Origin of the sequence: Rhizocola hellebori (assembly GCF_016862955.1) — a bacterium.
GTDB classification, from domain to species: domain Bacteria; phylum Actinomycetota; class Actinomycetes; order Mycobacteriales; family Micromonosporaceae; genus Rhizocola; species Rhizocola hellebori.
Map to the genome: position 1 here is coordinate 227,846 of NZ_BONY01000001.1, position 15,896 is coordinate 243,741.

Genomic DNA, 15,896 nt, shown 5'->3' on the forward strand with positions numbered 1-15,896 from the left:
CTTGAGCCGACCCGACTCAATTCCGAGCGGCGCTGTGATCCGGGCCACCGCGGTCAAGGCGCAGCGCGGCCTCACGCCACACCTGCTGGCTGCCCTGGGGCTCGAAGCGGCGCACCGGTTGGGTGGCCCGGACCAGGGCGCGCATATCGTCCAGGCTGGCCCCGACCGCGCCCAGCGACCGGGCCTGCACGAGGATGTTGCCCAGCGCGGTGGCCTCGACCGGCCCGGCCAGTACGGGCAGGCCGCAGGCGTCGGCGGTGAGCTGGCACAGCAGGTCGTTGCGGGCACCGCCGCCGACGATGTGAACGACGTCGACCGCGCGCCCGGACAGGCGCTGCGCATCGTCCAATGTGGACATGTGGGCGAGCGCGAGACTGTCCAGGATGCAGCGCACCGTCTCCGCCTGGGTCTGCGGCGCGCTCTGCCCGAGCCGCCGGCAGGCCTCACCGATGCGGGCCGGCATGTCGCCGGGGGCCAGGAAGCTCGGCTCGTTCGGGTCGATGACCGCACGCAACGGTGTCACCTGCGCCGCGGCGCGCAACAGCGGCTCGACGTCGTCGACCCCCCACACCCGCTGGCATTCCTGCACCAGCCACAGGCCCATGACGTTGCGCAGGTACCGGATGGTGCCGTCGATGCCGACCTCGTTGGTGAAGTTGGCCAGCCTGCTCTCCTGCGACAGGACCGGCGCGTCCAGCTCCACTCCGGCCAAAGACCAGGTGCCGCAGGAGATGTAGGCGAACCGCTGCCCCTGCGCCGGAACCCCGATGACCGCCGACGCGGTGTCGTGTGAGGCCACCGTGGTGACCGGCACGCCGCCGAGCCCGGTCTCCTTACCCAGCACGCCGAGACGGTCGCCGGGCTCGCGCAGCGGCGGCAGAATGGCGGGCCGGATCCCAAGCCGGGTGGCCAGCTGCGCCGACCACTTCCCGTCGGTCACATCGAGCAGCTGTGTCGTGGAGGCGTTGGTGCGCTCCGCGCCGATCTGACCGGTCAGCCAGTAACCGATCAGATCCGGGATCAGCAGCAGCGTTCTGGCGGCCGCCATCTGCGCGGTGTCGCGCGCGGCGACCAATTGGAAGATGGTGTTGAACGGCAGCAGCTGCAGCCCGGTGGCCGGGTAGAGCTCCTCGGCCGGCACCTCACGCAGCACCCGTTCCATCACCCCGTCGGTGCGGGTGTCGCGGTAGTGCACCGGATTGCCAAGCAGCTTTCCGTCGGCGTCGAGCAGGCCGTAGTCGATCGCCCACGAGTCGACGCCGATCGAGTCGACCGGGCCGGCCTGACGCAGCCCTTCCAGGATGCTCCGATAGAGGCTCAGCACATCCCAATGCAGCGTTGCCCCCACGGTCACCGGGATGTTCGGGAAACGCGCCACCTCGGCCAGGCCGAGCAGGTCCGGCCCGACCCGGCCGGTCATCACCCGGCCGCTGGCCGCGCCGAGATCGACGGCGGCCACCGTGCGCACCGGCGCGCTCATCTCAGGAACGCCGCGGCGACGCCGGCGTCGACCGGCACGTGCAGGCCCGTGGTGTGGGAAAGCTCCGCACAGGTCAACACGAACACCGCGTTGGCCACGTGCTCGGGCAGCACCTCGCGTTTCAGCAGGGTTCGCTGGGCGTAGAACTCGCCGAGCTTCTCCTCGGGTACGCCGTAGACGGCGGCCCGCTTCGCCCCCCACCCGGAGGCGAAGATCCCCGAGCCGCGCACGACACCGTCCGGGTTGACCCCGTTGACCCGGATCCCGTGCCCGCCCAGCTCGGCGGCCAACAGCCGCACCTGGTGGGCCTGGTCGGCCTTTGCCGCGCCGTAGGCGACGTTGTCAGGCCCGGCGAAAACCGCGTTCTTGCTGGCGATGTAGACGATGTCGCCACCCATCGCCTGCGCCACCATGACCCGGGCCGCCTCCCGGGAAACCAGGAACGAGCCTCGGGCCATCACGTCGTGCTGGAGGTCCCAGTCGTCGGTTGTGGTTTCCAGCAACGGTTTTGACACCGACAGGCCGGCGTTGTTGACGACGAGGTCGACCCCGCCGAAGGCCAGCGCTGCGGCCGCGAACCCTTGCCGCACCTGCGTTTCGTCGGTCACGTCCAGCTGGCAGGCGATCGCCGCGTCGGGGCCGCCGATCTCCTGCGCCACCCTGGTGGCGGTGGCCATGTCGCGATCGGCCACCACGACGCACGCGCCCTCCGCGGCCAGGCGCAGCGCGATCGCCCGGCCGATGCCCGAACCGCCGCCGGTGACCAGGGCGACCCGGGCCGCCAGCGGCTTGGGCTTGGGCATCCGGGCGAGCTTGGCCTCCTCCAGCGCCCAGTACTCGATCCGGAACTTCTCCGCCTCCGGGATCGGCGCATAGCGTGACACCGCCTCGGCCCCGCGCATCACGTTGATGGCGTTGACGTAGAACTCCCCCGCCACCCGCGCGGTCTGCTTGTCGCGGCCGAAGCTGAACATGCCCACGCCGGGTACCAGGACGATGGCCGGGTCTGCGCCGCGCATCGGCGGCGACTGCGCGTCGGCGTGACGTTCGTAGTAGGCGGCGTACTCCTTGCGGTAGGCCGCGTGCAGCTCACCGAGTCGCGCGATGGTCTCGGCCAGGCCCGCGGTGGGTGGCAGGTCCAGCACGAGGGGGCGCACTTTGGTACGCAGAAAATGATCCGGACAGGAGGTGCCCAGCGCGGCCAGCCGTGGATGTTCGGCGTGGGCAAGGAAATCGAGCACCACCTCGGTGTCGGTGAAGTGCCCGACCTGTGCCCGGTCGGTGGAGGCCAGCCCGCGCAGCACCGGCGCCAGCTCGGCGGCGCGGGCCCGCCGCTGTGTCTCGGGCAGCGCGGCAAAGCCGGGCAGCGGCGGGCCGAACGGGTCGGGACGGCCGTGCTGGTCGAGGAATGCTTGCGCGGTATAGATAATCTCCACCGACCGCTGCTCACATTCCTGGCTGGAGTCACCCCAAGCGGTGATGCCGTGCCCGCCCAGAATGACTCCGATCGCGCTGGGATGGGCCGCGCGCCACGCCGCGATGTCCATACCCAGCTGGAAACCGGGACGCCGCCACGGCACCCATCCCACCCGATCGCCGAAACACCGTCGCGTCAACGCCTCGCCGTCGGCCGCGGTGGCCAGCGCGATGCCCGCGTCGGGATGCAGATGGTCCACGTGCGCGGCGTCGAGCAGCCCGTGCATGGCGGTGTCGATGGACGGCGCGGCACCGCCCTTGCCGTGCAGGCAGTAGTCGAACAGGCCGACCATCTCATCCTCGCGGTCGACACCCGGGTAGACCCCGGTCAGGGCGCGTAGCCTGTCCAGGCGCAGCACCGCCAGCCCGGCCTCGGTGATGGTGCCCAGATCTCCGCCGGAACCCTTGACCCACATCAGCGGCACCGGCTGTCCGGTGACCGGGTCGGCCGCCTCGCCTTTGGCCGAGGTGTTGCCGCCGGCATAGTTGGTGTTGCGCGGGTCGGTGCCCAGCCGCCGCGACCTTTCGATCAGCTCCTGCAGTGCCCCGGTCATCAGGCCCCCCACCCGGCGGCCTGGCCTTGCGCACGTTCGGCTCGGATTTGCTCAAAGTAGCCGGACCGCTTGTAGGCCGCGATCGGATCAGGGTCCAGCCCCATTTCCTCGCGCAGCTCGCGCAGCAGCGGCCGGACATCGGTCTGATAGGCGTCCATCATCGCCGCGTTGGCCTCCAGCACGTCGCCGTTGTTCTGCGCGGCCCGCAGCGCGTCGTGGTCGACCAGCAGCGCTTTGGCGGTGGCCTCCTGCACGTTCATCACCGAACGGATCACCGCGGGGATCTTCGGCTCGATGTTGTGGCACTGGTCGAGCATGAAAGCTATGCCCGCGTTGGCATCCAGCGCACCCGCCAGCACGATCTCGTGCATGATCCGGAAGAGCTGGAACGGGTCGGCCGCACCGACCATCAGATCGTCGTCGGCGTAGAACCGCGAGTTGAAGTCGAATCCGCCCAGTCTTCCAGCGCGAAGCAACATGGCGACGATGAATTCTATGTTGGTACCAGGTGCATGATGCCCGGTGTCGATGACGACCTGCGCCCGGTCACCAAGCTGGGTGCAATGCAGGTAGGCGGTGCCCCAGTCGGGCACGTCGGTCATGTAGAAAGCGGGCTCGAAAAGCTTGTACTCCAAAAGCATCCGCTGATCGCCGGCAAGCCGGTCATAGGTTTCCCGCAGCGCCTCGGCCAGGCGGTCCTGGCGGGTGCGCACGTCGTCCTGGCCGGGATAGTTGGTGCCGTCGGAGAACCACAGTTTGAGGTCGCGCGACCCGGTCTGGTCCATGACGTCAACGCACTCCAGCAGATGCCCGATCGCTTTACGGCGCACCCCCGGGTCGGGGTTGGTCACACTGCCCAGCATGAAGTCGTTGTCCTGGAAGACATTGGCGTTGATCGTGCCCAGCTGGATCCCGGCGTCGGCCGCGGCACGGGCCAGCTGCGCGTAGTCGGCCACCTTGTCCCACGGGATGTGCAGCGCCACGCTCGGCGCCACGCCGGTGAACCGATGCACGGTCGCCGCATCGGCGATCTTCTCGTAGGGATCGCGCGGCACACCCTGCTGCGCGAAGACCTTGAACCGGGTCCCGGAGTTGCCGTAGGCCCAGGACGCCGTCTCGATGCGCTGCCCGCGCAGGGCCGAAAGCACGCGCGACCGGGTCTGCGGCGCCAGCTCACTCATTTTGTTTCTCCCAGCTGATCGTGTGCGGTTGAGCGGGTCGGTGGTGTGGCATGGATCGCGCCATGCCACACCAAACGTGTGTCAGAAGTTGAATTGCTCGATGTTGGACGCGGTGAACGTGAACGGGTCTCCCAGCAGCACGGTGGCGTCCTTGCCGACGGTGAACTCGCCGAGCTTGCCGGCCTTGAACTTGTCGCCCTCCTTGCCAGTGATCATCCCAGAGGCAAGCGCGCCACCGGCGTAGGCGGCCAGGTAGCCGAGGTCGGCCGGGTTCCACAGCGCGAAAGCTTTGACCGTGCCGTCTTTGACGAAGCTGCGCATCTGGTTGGGCGTGCCCAGCCCGGTCAGCTGCACCTTGCCCTTGAAGGTGGAGCCGGACAGGTAGCGGGCCGCCGCCGCGACACCCACCGTGGTGGGCGAGATGATGCCCTTGAGGCTGGGGTGTTTGGCAAGCAGCGCCTGGGTTTCGGTGAACGACTTCTCGTCCTTGTCGTCGCCGTAGACGGTATCCACCAGCTTGAGTTTGGCGTACTCCGGCTTGGTCAGCTCCGCCTTCATCATTTCGATCCAGGCGTTCTGGTTGGTGGCGTTGGCCGTCGCCGACAGGATCGCGATCTCGCCGCCGTCGGCGCCGATCGCCTGGGAGATCAGTTTGATCTGGATTTTGGCGATGCCCTCGGCCGTCGCCTGGTTGATGAACAGATCGCGGCACGACGCGTTGGTGTCCGAGTCGAAGGTGACCACCTTCGCCCCGGCCTGGCGGGCCTCGTTGAGCGCGCCGCAGATGGCGTCCTTGTCGTTGGCGGACACCACAATGACATCGGTCTTCTGCTGCGAGAGCGTGTTGATGTAACTGACCTGAGCCGATGGGCTCGACTCCGACGGGCCGGTCTCGGTGTACTTGCCGCCGAATTCCTCAACCGCGGCCTTGCCGCCGTTGTCGGAGGTGGTGAAGTAAGGGTTGTTGACCTGCTTGGGCAGGAACGCGATTTTCAGGCCGCTCTTCATGGCACCGGTGCCGCCGGGGCCGGGGCCGGCTGGGGTGTCCTCGGCGCACGCGGCCGTGGCCAAAGCGAGCGCCGCCATGGCGGCCAAGGCCAGCAAGCGGACCTGTGTCGTGCCTGCTCTCATGTGAGGGTTCCTTTCCTATCCTCGCCGTGAATCACCGGCGGCATCAACTGGAGGGCGAAACTGTTGGTGCGTTGGAGCGCCGCCGGCGCAGCCGCTCGCGCAGCATGCCGACGACATTCGGTCCGACGACCGAGGCGATGAGCAGCGAGCCGGTGATGACGGTGAGCGTGTTCTCCGGCACGTAGGCCAGCTGCAGCGCGTTGCGCAGCACACCGAGCAGGCAGACCGAGGCGAGCACGCCGAGCAGGGCGCCCCGGCCACCGAAAATCGAGACCCCGCCGAGCAGCACCGCGGCGACGACCGCCAGCTCCAGGCCCGTCCCGTTGTCTGCGCGGGCGCTGGCGAAGCGCAGCGTCCAGAACACCCCGGCCAAGGCCGACATGGCGCCGCTGGCGACGAAGAGCCAGAATTTGGCCTGCCGCACGTTGACTCCGGCGAAGCGGGCCGCTTCGGCGTTGTTGCCCATGGCGTAAAGGCCGCGGCCGATGGGTGTCGCGTGCAGGACGACGGCGAAAATCACGGCGAGCGCCGCCACGACCAGGATCACCCAGGGGATGGTGGTCCCGGGAAGGGGCTTGATGGCCGAGGTGGTCCAGGCGACCGGGTAGTTGGCCACGGCCCGGTCACCGAGCACGACGTAGGCCAGACCTCTATACAGGGCAAGGGTTCCGATCGTCACCGCCAGCGACGGCAGCCCGAAACCGGTGACGAACAAGCCGTTGACCGCGCCCAGGACGGCGCCCATCAGCAGGCTGATCGCGATCAGGGCCGGCAGCGAGCTCACCCCCCACACCCACAGCTGCCCGACCACGGTGCAGGTCAGCCCGAGCACGCTGGCCACCGACAGGTCGATCTCACCGGTGATGACGATGAGGGTCATCGGCAACGCGATCAGCGCGATCGGGATCGCCTCAAGGGTGACGAAGCGCCAGAATCGGGGACTGGCCACACCATCGATGGTCAGCGACCCGACGACCGCGACGGCGACCAGCGCGACAAGCATGACCGCGCTCCAGGAACCGAGAGCACCGCGCGCCCGGATGGCCCGATCAGACATGGGTGACATTCCTTTCTCGCAGGCTGCGCGCGACGCGAGCCGACAGCGCCCGGTCCAGGCCGATGGCGGCCAGGATCAGCGCGCCGACCGCGGCGCCCTGCCAGAACGGGCTGATGCCCAACACGGGCAGGGCGGCCCTGATCGTGGTCAGCAGCACCGCCCCCAGCGCCGCGCCGTAGACCGAACCGCTGCCACCGAAGATGGCCACGCCGCCGACGACCACCGCGGCGACCACGTTGAGTTCACTGCCCAGACCGGCGTTGGCGTCGATGGTGCCGAAGCGGGCGGCGTGCAGCACCCCGGCCAGACCGGCCAGGGCGCCGCTGGCCACGAACGCGGCGAACACCCGGCGGCCGGCCGGGATGCCGGAAAGCCTTGCCGCGGCTGGATCCGAGCCGATGGCGTAGAGCTCGCGGCCGCCCCGATAGTGGCGCAGGTAGTAGCCGACCGCGATCAGAACGGCGGCCGCGAACAGGGCCAGCACCGGCATGCCCAGCACGGTGTCGGTGCCCATCCGCAGGAATCCCGGCGGCATGTCGGCGGCGTTGATCTGCCGTCCGGTGGCCCACATGTAGTCCAGGCCGCGGAACACATAGAGCGTGCCGAGCGTGACCACGAGCGCAGGCACCTTCGCGGTGGCGATGAGGCCGCCGTTGACCGCGCCCAACACGGCCCCCAGCGCCACGCCGGCCAGCAACATCACGGCAATCGGCGTGCCCGGCGCGGCGACGAAGAGCGCTCCGGTGGCGAAGGCCGACAAGCCCAGGATGGACCCGACCGACAGGTCAACGTTACGGGTGATCACGACGATGGCCTGACCCACGGCGAGGATCGCCAGGATCGTGGAACCCAAGAGAAGGTCTTTGATGTTCTGTGCGCTCAAGAAACGGGGATTGACCGCGAAGGTGACCGCCACCAGCAGCCCGAGCGCCAGGGCGATGCCCAGCTCACGAACCAGGAACGCCCGCCGCGCCAGACGGGCGCCCCGGGTTTGCGGCCGCACCGGCGGCGCGTCGACGGTCATCATGCCGCGGCCGCCTGTCCGGTGGCGGCCAGCATGACCGCTTCCTCGCCGGCCCGCGCCCGGGGGATGTCGGCAGTCAACCGGCCCTCGTGCATGACCAGGACCCGATCCGCCATCCCCAGCACCTCCGGCAGCTCGCTGGACACCATGAGCACGGCGACGCCGTCTGCGGCCAGCGTGGACAGCAGCCGGTGCACCTCGGCCTTGGTCCCCACGTCGATGCCGCGGGTGGGCTCGTCGACGATCAGCACCCGGGGCGCGGTGGCCAGCCATTTGGCCAGCACCACCTTCTGCTGGTTGCCGCCGGACAGGGTCGCGACCGGGTCGGTGAGGCGGGCGGCTTTCACCTGCAGCCGCTGCGCCCAGGTGGCTGCCGCCCTGCTTTCGGCGCCGGGGAACAGCAGCCCGGCGCGGGTCAGCGCCCACCTTCGGGGAAGGGTGGCGTTGCGCTCGACCGAAAGCTCCATCACCAGGCCTTGCTGGCGGCGGTCTTCTGGTACCAGCGCGATTCCCGCCTTGATGGCGGCGGCCGTGTCGGCGTTGGGCAGGGCGGCCCCGTCCACCAGCACCTCGCCCGCGTCGCGGCGGTCGATGCCGAAGATCGCCCGGATCACCTCGCTGCGCCCGGCCCCGACCAAACCGGCCAGAGCGACAATCTCTCCACTGTGGACGGTGAAGCCGATGTCGGCGAAGACGCCGTGCCGGGTCAGCCCGCGCACCTCAAGCCTGGGCTCGCCGATGGCGGCGGGCTGCTTGTCGAACATGGCCGAGACCTCCCGGCCGACCATCTGGCGCACCACGGCATCGACGGTCAGGCTCTGCGTGACGCCGGTGGAGACCCGCCTTCCGTCGCGCATGACGGTGATGCGCTGGCACAGCGCGAAGACCTCGTCGAAGCGATGCGAGATGAACAGCACCGCGGCCCCGGCGTCGCGCAGTGCCCGGGTCACCGCGAAAAGCCGCTCGACCTCGACACCGGACAGGGCCGCGGTCGGCTCGTCCATCACCAGCACCCGCGCCTCCAAGGAGATCGCCTTGGCGATCTCGACGAGCTGCTGGTCGGCGATGGACAGCCCGCGGGCGGGCCGGTCCGGATCGAGGCGCACGCCGAGCCTGGCGAACAGTTCCGCGGCGCGGGCGCGCATCTTCGCCAGGTCGATGCGGCGCAGGCTGCGCAGGGGCTGACGCCCGATGAAAATGTTCTCCGCCACGCTCAGGTCGGGGAACAGGGTCGGCTCCTGATAGATCACGGCGATGCCCGCCGACCGCGCATCGGCCGGCCCGGACAGCGACAGGGGCTGCCCGTCGAGGGTGATGGTTCCCGCGTCCGGCGGGTAAACCCCGGCGAGGATCTTGACGAGGGTCGACTTGCCCGCGCCGTTCTCCCCGACAAGGGCATGCGCTTCGCCGCCGAACAGCTCAAGCCGCACGTCCTGCAGCGCCGCCACAGCGCCGAAGGACTTGCTGAGGCCGTCGAGGGTGAGCAGTGGTGGCACGGGGACCTCATTTCGCGACAATCGCCTGTGAAACGTTTCATCGCTTCGCTACGACGACGTTAGGAGCCGGACGGACCTTGCGTCAAGGGTTCCCGCGGAGTTGCCGTTTTAGTGGCAATCGATCTCTGAGATCCGCAAGCGAGGGATTTTGATTCCATTCAACGCAGACCCGCTATCCTGGTCCATCGACGCCCTGACGATCGGGGATGCCAGCGCCGATGTGGGGATTGAGTCGTTTCATCGATCCTGTAGGATCACTGCGGGTGGGGGTGAGGGGCATGGCCGAGACCGGCATCAAGGAGGTCGCGCTGCGCGCGGGCGTCTCCGTGGGCACGGTGAGCAACGTGCTCAACCGTCCGCAGGCGGTCTCCTCGCAGACCCGCCAGCGCGTGCTCGACGCCATCAAAGAGCTGGGTTATGTGCGCAACGACTCGGCGCGCCACCTGCGGGCCGGGCGCAGCAGGACAGTGGCCATCGTGGTGCTGGACGTCTCCAACCCGTTCTTCACCGATGTCGTGCAGGGCGCCGAGGAGGTGGTGGCCCAGGCCGGGGGCATGCTCGTGGTCTGCAACAGCGGCGAGGACCCGGCCCGGGAAAGACACCATCTGGCCCTGCTGGAGGAACAGCGCGTCCAAGGCCTGCTCATCACGCCGGTGGGCGCCGGGCACCACAAACAGCTGGAGCGCCTCATCGAGCGCGGCATCCCGGTGGTGCTGGTCGACCGCGGCTCCGGCCAGAACAACCGCTGCTCGGTGGCGGTCGACGACGTGCTCGGCGGCCGGCTCGCCGGGCAGCATCTGGCCGAGTGCGGACACCGCAGAATCGCTTTCGTGGGCGGGCCGTTCACCATCCCGCAGGTGGCCGATAGGCATGCCGGGGCGCTCGCCGCGCTGGCCGAGGTGGGCGGCATCGACCTGCAGGTGGTGGAGACCGCCTCGCTGTCGGCGGTGGCCGGCCGGGAGGCGGCCGAGGCGATCTGTGCCCTGCCCGCCGCCAAACGCCCGACCGCTATCTTCTGCGCCAACGATCTGCTGGCGCTGGGGGTGTTGCAGGGGCTGACCACCAACGGGTTACGCGTGCCCCACGACATCGCCCTGATCGGTTACGACGACATCGACTTCGCCGCGACCGCCGCGGTGCCGCTGACCTCGGTGCACCAGCCGCGTGAGCAGCTGGGCCGCACCGCGGCGCAGCTGCTGCTGGAAGAGGCCGAGGACGCCGAGCGCCATGGCCACCGCCACGTGGTCTTCCAGCCGCATCTGGTGGTACGCCAGTCGACCGTGGCGGTCAAACGTAAGGCGAGCCGCTAGGCCGGTGACACCTGGGCGAGCAGGAAGTCCATCACGGCGGGGGCAAATGCGGCGCTCAGCGACGGGACATGGCGGCCGTCCTTGATGGACCACAGCTGCACGACGGTCGCGTCGCGGCACCCCGACCGGTAGGTCGTCACCGCGGTCTCCGCACCGGACAACCCGGCGTCCAGGTCGATGGGGGCGGCCGAGGTGTCGGCGGTGTCGGCGCAGCCGTCATGGCCCCGCCAGGAGGCCAGCGTCTGCGCCGCCGAGGGGTAGGGCTGACCGACGTTCAGGCCGCCCTCGTAGCGGATCGTGCTGTCGGCGCTGCCATGGATCTGCAGCACGCTCACCGGCCGGGCCGGTTTGCACTGTGCGGCATCGTTGGTGGCCGCACCCGCCAGCGAGACGATCGCGGTGATCTGCGTGGCGTGCTCACAGGCCATCCGGTACGCCATGAAGCCGCCGTTCGAATGGCCAACAAAGTAGACACGCCGGGGGTCGACCGAGTACGACGATTTGACCGTATCGATCAGCCGGCTCAGGTATCCCGAGTCGTCCACACCGATCCCGCCGAAATCGCAACACGCCGCGGTGGCGTTCCAGAACCGGTTACCGTTCCTGTTCTGGCTGCCGTCGGGCATGGCGTAGAGGAACCCGCGACGTTCAGCCTCGGCGGTGAGCTTGAAGTAGCGCTCCTGCTGGGCCGCGCTGGACTGGAACCCGTGCAGCAGCACCACCAGCGGCATTTTGGCGGTGGCGGTGTAGGAGTTGGGCACGTAAAGCTGAAACGGCCGGTCGTCGAGCTTGACCGACACGGCCGCGCCGACGGTCACCGGCGTGGTTGCGACGACGCCACCCGGCGTGGTCGCCGGGGCGGCGTCGTCACGTTTGGCCGGGCTGGTGCAGGCCGCCGGCAGCAGCACGATCAGCGATGCGACCAGAAGTCGTCTCAAGCCCATGGCCTTGATACTGCCCGACACGGTGCCAGCGTGTCGAATCTGTTCCCAGTCGCCGAAATTCAGTCGGCGACCAGAACGTCGCGTCGCGAGGACGACCAGCTGTTGCCGGCCGTGCTGCGCTCCCGCTGACGGCGCACCACCCACGTTCCGGGGGCTATCCCGGTGGCGCCGTGCTCACGATGGATCAGATAGACGGTGCTGGTGTTGCGCAGCGCCGCGATCGCCAGCCCGGTCGGGTCCCAGGGCCAGGGCAACCACTCGCAGGTGTACGGGTCGGCGACCAGGGTGTGCGGGTTGCCGCCGCTGGCCGAGCGCAGCAGTTCCACTCCGGACGGTGGAACCTTGCGCCAGGTCCTGAAGCCAATCACGGCGGTCTGCTCGACCATCGCGTGCGGGATGACGATCAGGTCTCCTTGGGCTTGAAGACCATTCACCACCGGGATGGCGGCCTCGAGCTCCAGATGGTCAAGCACGTCGCGGCCGCTGAGTGCGGTCAGCTCGGCGAGCGTAATCGTTGTCATGGCATCACCTTCAGGTACGTCGCAGGAGTTGGCGGTATTGGTGAGCGGTAAGGCCGTAGGACCAGCCCGCGGCGGCAACCGGATCGTCGAGGTCGGCCGGCACGGTCAGCCCGTAGCGCCGCCGGTGTCCGTCGCGTTCGACCGAGCCGTTGACCGCCAGCAGCAGCCGGGCCGGTGTCCCCCACAGCTGGGGCGGCAGGTCGTAGAGGCGAAGGTCGCAGCCGGGATTGCCCGGGTCCGGCGCGGCCGCGATGAGGTCCAGCCCGGCCCTGTCCAGGTAGGCCTGCCATCCGATCCGCTCGATGGCGCAGCGGCGCACCTCCACGTTTCGCTCGGCCAGAATCCTTTCCACAGCAGGGTCTTCGATGACCCAGGCCGGGACCACCGTGCCGTGCCACGCGTGCAGGGCCCAGCCGTCGGCAAAGCGCACCGCCGGCCCGGTCGCGTTGTGCAGCCGGACTTCGCCGTGGCGGCTGGCGGCGGACGTCTCGACCGACACCGCGCTGGTGCGCTCTGCCACCACGCAGATGTCGGCCAACGGCCACCACCACCCGCACGAGCGCACGATCTGCGCCCACATCTCCAGCTGCGCGGCCTCTTCCGGGCCCAGCAACGCCATTCCCAGCCGCCGCCGGATGTCGAAATGGGCCACCCACGGCGCATCATGCTGTCCCCGCCAGCCGAGCAGGTTGGAGCCGCGGCCCAGTTTCGCGCGCAGGGGCACCGCCAGACCGTCCCTTAACGACAGTCGCAGCGCGTCGAGCACCCCCACGTCCAGGACCTCGGGGAGGCGCACCCCCGTTCGCAGCGCCTCCTCGGGATGGTCGCGGGCCAGCGCCGACGAACCGGTGGCGCTCCACGGCGGGTCCAGTGAGCTGCCGGTGCGTTGCTCCAGCCGATGGCGCAGCTGACCCTGAAGCGAGGCAAGCCTTATCGCCACCGGCTGCATATCGGATTGTGTCCACATAGGACTGGTTAGGTCGATCGGCGCATCGGCCCGCCCGGCAAGCAGCTCATAGGCTTTCGCCGGGGAGTCGACCCAGACGAATTCCGGTGGTTTCGCGTCGATCAGCGCATAGAGCTTGGTGATCGCCGCCTGGGCGGCGTCTCGCTCGGCCGGTTCGCAGGACAGGCCATGGCTGAGCCACTCGGCTCGTAACCGGATTGCCTGCTGCCATCGTGCCAGAGCGACTGAGGAATCGCGGAGGATCTCGACCCTCCGCTTGCGCGCGTTCACCGCGCTGGGGCGTCAACGCCCCTTTCCCGGCTCAACATGCTGAAAAGCGTGACACACCATCGGCCCCGCTGGCAAGTGCGGACGGCTCACGCCCAGCTGAAGCGCTTTGCGCAAAGCCAGCAGCGTGCACAGCGCGAATCCGATCGCGTTGGCCAGACCGTGCGTGGCCACCATCCAGCTCACCGAGAGGTGCGGCACCGCGAAGACGTGACCGGCGGCCCAGTCGACGGCCAGCAGCATGGTGCCGCCCAGGAGCAATGCTGGCAGCACTATCCGCAACTGCCGCCAGATCAGCCATGCCACCATCCACATGCCCGCCGTCAGAATCACAGCACCGGCCAGCTCCACCGCATCGCCGAGGAAATATCCCACCAGCACGACCGCCGTCCCGACCGGGACGGACAGCGATGCGGCTGTCCCCCAAGGATTTTCCGACGCCGTCGTCAGCAGCCCGGCGATCAGCGCGGCGGCGAAACCGGCATAGTGAAAGTGGGCCACCGTCAAGCTCAGAACATCGAGTTCAAAACCCATCATGTGGTACCCCGACCGCTCCGCCACCAAGGAGAAGCTCGCCACGCTCAGGCAGCCATACGCCGTCGCGGTGGCCACATTGGCAATGGTGAACACCCGCGGCACCAGCCAGATAAGGCACACCGTGCCGATCGCATAGCCGACGGCGAGCGTGGCGGAGAACCCGCCGCGCGGCAGCCACAGCGCCACCGCTCCGGGCACCGCCGCCGCATACCACCACCACGAGAACCGGCCGGTCAGCTTCAACCCCAGCGGAACGATCGCGAGCATTCCCAACGCCACCACGGCATTGAGCACCATATGCGCCCACGGCGCCAGCCCGTGCCCCATCATCGCCCCCGATCTCCGTCGCCCAATTTCTTGAGCGATCGCTTAAACCCAAATCCGAGTTAAGCGACCGCTCAATAAATTGTCAAGCCCGTGGATCGCAGATCACAGCGGCTCGTCTGTCCATTGTGGACGTAATTGGGTGCCGTAGTCCGTGCCGTAGTTTTGCTGATGTTTGCCGATGTCGCGGCTGCCTAGCATCGCCTAGCTCACCCCTTGAGCATCGCATTCACCCATGTGGAGGCAAACGATGCACGACCTCGCACAGTCAGTCCATCCCGCGGCCGGGACAGCCGGGCCGCTGCGGTTTCGGCGGGCGCTGGTGCGCACGCTGACCGCGGTGGCCTTGGCTTCGGCCGTCGGGCTCGCCGCTCCGGCCGCTCCGGCGGTCGCGGCCGCGCCGCCGCTGCCCAGTGACGTCACGGCTTTCAGCACGCCACTGATCGATCCGTCGGGATTGTTCCTGATCAACCGGGGGCTGGACAACAGCATCCTGTTCAGCCGCGGAGTCCCTGCGGACAACGCCTACAGCGACTTCTTCTCCATCGGCGGACAGATCATCGGCGACCCGACGGCTGCTATCGCACCGCAGGGCGCGCAGGTGTTCGCCCGTTCCGTCGGCAACGTGCCAGTCACCAACCTGGTGGTTTCCTATGCTTTCCCGACCGGCTTCAGCACGATCCCCGGGCTGCTGATCTCCAGCGAGATCGCCGCGGTCCGGATTCCGCCGCAGGGTTCGCTGCCACCGATGATCCGCATCTTCGCCCGCGGCCAGGACGACGGAGCGGTCTACACCAATCTGCTGGTCAATGGGGATCCGCAGGGCTGGGTCAGCCTCGGCGGCTTCATCACCAGTGAGATCTCGGCGGCCATCATCGGCCCGCTGGGGTTCCCGCCGGACATCCGGCTGGTGGTACGCGGCGGGGACAACCGTCTGTACGCCATGGTGCTGAACAACGTCAACGGGGTGGTGTCCGGCTGGACACCGCTGGGCAACCTGATCGCGGGCAGCAACCCGAGCCTGTCCGGTCAGAATGCCCTGACCAACTTCCAGGGCAACGAGGTGTTCGTGGTCGACGCGGCCAGCAGGGCCGCGTTCACCTGGAACTTCAACAGCCCCGGCTGGGTCAGCCTGGGCGGGAAGGTGGTCGGCGACATCGCCGTGTCCACCCCCTCCGACTTCGGCCTGCACCTGCACGTGCGCGGCACCACCAACGCGGTCTACCTCAACCGGCGTCCGCCGGGCTCGACCAGGTTCGGTGGCTACATCAACCTCGGCGGCGTTCTGACCGGCAACATCTCCGCCAGCGGAGGCGGCGCGATCAATGGCCGCACCGTGGTCGATCAGTTCATCACCCGTACCCGTGAGAACGGGATCAGCAGCAGGATCCAGCTCAATACGGTGGGCGGATTCACGTCGTTCTTCAACATAAACGGACCGCCGCAGGGCTGACCTCGGCGCGCCGTTCGGCCTGCTCGCGGATTCGCGAGCAGGCCGCCATCGCGTGCCGGTGACGCTAAGCGAGGCAACGGTCACCGGACGGTGAGTCGCGATAGGACGGATTGTTTGACCGCTTGGTGAAGAATTCGACATCGCTGTATCCTCAGCGGGCAAAGCTTGCGGAGA

General features: G+C 68.6%; 13 protein-coding genes. 2 read left to right on the plus strand and 11 right to left on the minus strand.

Features of this window, described 5'->3' with window-relative positions:
- Positions 1 to 16: 16 nt before the first annotated feature.
- From Rhe02_RS01020 to Rhe02_RS01050, 7 genes are all read right to left on the minus strand, one after another.
- Positions 17 to 1,480, minus strand: a complete 1,464-nt coding sequence (locus Rhe02_RS01020; RefSeq protein WP_203906070.1) for a rhamnulokinase — start codon at positions 1,478 to 1,480, stop codon at positions 17 to 19.
- Entirely contained in the window at positions 1,477 to 3,510 is a 2,034-nt protein-coding gene (locus Rhe02_RS01025; protein ID WP_203906071.1) for a bifunctional aldolase/short-chain dehydrogenase, read from the minus strand. Before Rhe02_RS01025 ends, Rhe02_RS01020 begins: the two co-directional genes overlap by 4 nt.
- Positions 3,510 to 4,691, minus strand: coding sequence for an L-rhamnose isomerase (gene rhaI, locus Rhe02_RS01030; protein ID WP_203906072.1), 1,182 nt, complete (start codon positions 4,689 to 4,691; stop codon positions 3,510 to 3,512). Before rhaI ends, Rhe02_RS01025 begins: the two co-directional genes overlap by 1 nt.
- Before the next feature lie 81 nt (positions 4,692 to 4,772).
- Positions 4,773 to 5,822: a rhamnose ABC transporter substrate-binding protein gene (gene rhaS, locus Rhe02_RS01035; RefSeq protein WP_203906073.1), complete on the minus strand. Its 1,050-nt coding sequence runs from the start codon at positions 5,820 to 5,822 to the stop codon at positions 4,773 to 4,775.
- A 43-nt stretch (positions 5,823 to 5,865) separates the two neighbouring features.
- A complete protein-coding gene (locus Rhe02_RS01040) occupies positions 5,866 to 6,879 on the minus strand; it encodes an ABC transporter permease (protein WP_239123153.1) in 1,014 nt (337 codons plus the stop codon).
- On the minus strand, positions 6,872 to 7,906 hold the full coding sequence (locus Rhe02_RS01045; RefSeq protein ID WP_239123154.1) for an ABC transporter permease: 1,035 nt from the start codon (positions 7,904 to 7,906) through the stop codon (positions 6,872 to 6,874). Before Rhe02_RS01045 ends, Rhe02_RS01040 begins: the two co-directional genes overlap by 8 nt.
- Positions 7,903 to 9,399 (minus strand): sugar ABC transporter ATP-binding protein, encoded by a 1,497-nt coding sequence (locus tag Rhe02_RS01050; protein ID WP_239123155.1) that lies wholly within the window; start codon positions 9,397 to 9,399, stop codon positions 7,903 to 7,905. Before Rhe02_RS01050 ends, Rhe02_RS01045 begins: the two co-directional genes overlap by 4 nt.
- Before the next feature lie 278 nt (positions 9,400 to 9,677).
- On the opposite strand from Rhe02_RS01050, the gene Rhe02_RS01055 reads away from it, so the two are divergent.
- A complete protein-coding gene (locus Rhe02_RS01055) occupies positions 9,678 to 10,709 on the plus strand; it encodes a LacI family DNA-binding transcriptional regulator (RefSeq protein ID WP_203906074.1) in 1,032 nt (343 codons plus the stop codon).
- Here the strand turns inward: Rhe02_RS01055 and Rhe02_RS01060 are convergent.
- The 4 genes from Rhe02_RS01060 to Rhe02_RS01075 are packed head-to-tail and all read right to left on the minus strand — an operon-like array spanning position 10,706 to position 14,275.
- Positions 10,706 to 11,653 (minus strand): extracellular catalytic domain type 1 short-chain-length polyhydroxyalkanoate depolymerase, encoded by a 948-nt coding sequence (locus Rhe02_RS01060; RefSeq protein ID WP_203906075.1) that lies wholly within the window; start codon positions 11,651 to 11,653, stop codon positions 10,706 to 10,708. The two genes, Rhe02_RS01055 and Rhe02_RS01060, sit on opposite strands and share 4 nt — an antisense overlap.
- Before the next feature lie 59 nt (positions 11,654 to 11,712).
- Entirely contained in the window at positions 11,713 to 12,174 is a 462-nt protein-coding gene (locus Rhe02_RS01065) for a DUF8820 family protein (RefSeq protein WP_203906076.1), read from the minus strand.
- A 10-nt stretch (positions 12,175 to 12,184) separates the two neighbouring features.
- Complete coding sequence (locus Rhe02_RS01070) at positions 12,185 to 13,411, minus strand: DUF6745 domain-containing protein (protein WP_203906077.1); 1,227 nt, start codon at positions 13,409 to 13,411, stop codon at positions 12,185 to 12,187.
- 12 nt (positions 13,412 to 13,423) lie between these two features.
- Positions 13,424 to 14,275 carry a YndJ family protein gene (locus tag Rhe02_RS01075; RefSeq protein WP_239123157.1) on the minus strand — a complete coding sequence of 284 codons (852 nt, stop codon included), beginning with the start codon at positions 14,273 to 14,275 and terminating at the stop codon, positions 13,424 to 13,426.
- A 244-nt stretch (positions 14,276 to 14,519) separates the two neighbouring features.
- Between Rhe02_RS01075 and Rhe02_RS01080 the strand changes: the two genes are divergently transcribed.
- Positions 14,520 to 15,722 (plus strand): DUF8189 domain-containing protein, encoded by a 1,203-nt coding sequence (locus Rhe02_RS01080; RefSeq protein ID WP_203906078.1) that lies wholly within the window; start codon positions 14,520 to 14,522, stop codon positions 15,720 to 15,722.
- Positions 15,723 to 15,896: the final 174 nt, after the last annotated feature.